1 protein-coding gene is annotated in these 2,347 nt (G+C 48.3%); it reads left to right on the top strand.

Translation table 11 applies throughout. From position 1 onward, the window contains the following. Window positions 1-78: 78 nt before the first annotated feature. Complete coding sequence (locus QUB12_RS37045) at window positions 79-2,289, top strand: leucine-rich repeat domain-containing protein (RefSeq protein WP_333311074.1); 2,211 nt, start codon at window positions 79-81, stop codon at window positions 2,287-2,289. Window positions 2,290-2,347 lie beyond the last annotated feature (58 nt).

Genomic DNA, 2,347 nt, shown 5'->3' with positions numbered 1-2,347 from the left:
CGGATGCGGGGAAACCAGCACGTCCGGATCTAACTGAGAGGGGCGGGGAATAATATCCCCCCTCGACTCAACCAGTTGTTGCAGTTAATCGATCAAGTCGCCTCCCAGAACCAGACAGAATTGGATTTGTCGGGGCTGGACTTGGAGGAATTGCCACCGGAGATTGGCAAGTGCACGCAGCTTGAGACGTTGGTGTTGGGGAAGGTGGAGAAAGGGGAATGGGTTGATGGTAAATTGACTCCGAAACTAATCACCAATCACTTAAGCGCACTGCCAGAGGAATTACGATCGCTCGTAAATTTGCGCTCGATCGACCTCAGTGGCAATCCATTCGGAAAAATGCCAGAATTGCTGCTGGAGATGAAGCAATTAGAGAGTTTAAATTTAAACAGCATTGGTTTAAAAGAAATTCCAAAAGAGATCGGCAAACTGTCCAATCTTAGAGAGCTTAACCTCCGTTACAATCAAATAATACAAATCCCAGAAGTGCTTGGCAAACTGTCGAATCTGACACTGCTTCACCTCTTTAACAATCAGATCGCTCAAATCCCACAAGCGCTCGCTCAATTATCCAATCTGACAGAGCTTTACCTCGGTTACAATCAGATTACCCAAATCCCCCAAGCGCTCGCCCAACTATCCAATCTGACACAGCTTGTCCTCTGGCACAATCAGATTACCCAAATCCCAGAAGCGCTCGCCCAACTATCGAATCTGACACAGCTTGTCCTCTGGCACAATCAGATTACCCAAATCCCAGAAGCGCTCGCCCAACTGTCGAATTTGACACAGCTTGTCCTCAGTCATAATCAAATAACACAACTCCCAGATGCGCTCGGTCAATTGTCGAATCTGACAGAGCTTGTCCTCAATCACAATCAAATAACACAACTCCCAGATGCGCTCGGTCAATTGTCGAATCTGACAGAGCTTAACCTCAGTCACAATCAAATAACACAAATTCCAGAGGCGCTCGGCAAACTGTCGAAGGTGACACAACTTGTCCTCCATAACAATCAGATCGCCCAAATTCCTGAAGCGCTCGGCAAACTATCCAATCTGACACAGCTTTACCTCAGCAGCAATCAGATCGCCCAACTCCCAGATGCGATCGGTCAACTATCTCATCTGACACAGCTTTACCTCTTTAACAATCAGATCGCCCAAATATCAGATGCGATCTGCCAACTATCCAATTTGACACACCTTGACTTCAGAAGCAATCAGATCGCCCAAATCCCAGAGGCGCTCGGCCAACTGTCCAATCTGACACACCTTGATCTTAGAAGAAATCAGATTACCCAAATCCCAGATGCCATCTGGCAACTGTCCAATCTGACACACCTTGACCTGATTAACAATCAGATTACATCCATCCCAGAAGCCATCGGCAGCATGGAGAAGCTGGAAAAACTGGATTTGCGAGGTAATCCGATACCAATTCCGCTGGAAATATTGGGCGGAAAACAATCATCTCAACCTGGCGATATACGTGCCATTCTCGATTTCTACTTCCAAACTCGCGACCCCAATGCTACCGAAGAACTCAACGAAGCCAAACTTTTGATTGTCGGCGAAGGCGAAGCGGGCAAAACCACCCTAGCAAACAAACTCCTCAACCCCAACTACGAACTCAAAGAACGAGAACCCTCCACCGAAGGCATTGATGTGATGCGCTGGGAATTCCCACAACCCAACGGCAAACCTTTCCGCGTTCACCTCTGGGACTTTGGCGGACAGGAAATCTACCACGCCACCCACCAATTTTTCCTCACCAAACGTTCTGTGTATGTCCTCCTCGTCGATAACCGCCGCCAAAACCCCAACCTCTGCTACTGGCTGAGTATGATCGAACTCCTCAGCGACGGCAGTCCCGTCTTCCTCGTCCAAAACGAAAAACAAGACATCCGCTGCGAAATTAACCTCTCCCAACAGCGGGGGGACTTTCGCAACCTAGAAAAAGATTTCGCTACCAATCTCAAAACCAATCGGGGACTTGAAGCCCTCCAACGGGCCCTGCAAAACCGCATCGCCACCCTCGAACACATCAATACGCCCATCCCCAAACGCTGGGCAAACGTCCGCTATGTTGTGGAAAACTATTCCCAACGCCAAACCCATATCGAAGTCAGTGAATTTTTCAATATCTGCGCCGGCCAAGGCTTCAACAAGTCCGATAAACCCGCCATGTTGAGTCTCAGTAAATACCTCCACGACTTGGGTATCATCCTCCACTTCCAAAAAGACCCCATCCTCAAAAATGTAGTTATCCTGCTACACAAATACTAGACAAGTCTCGACATTTGCTTCTTACTTCATCGGGAGCATGGGAGCGGTTATCCCTCAG

The organism is Microcoleus sp. B7-D4, from assembly GCF_036705125.1.
Classification (GTDB): Bacteria; Cyanobacteriota; Cyanobacteriia; order Cyanobacteriales; family Microcoleaceae; genus Microcoleus.
This window is presented reverse-complemented; position numbering and strand designations above follow the sequence as displayed.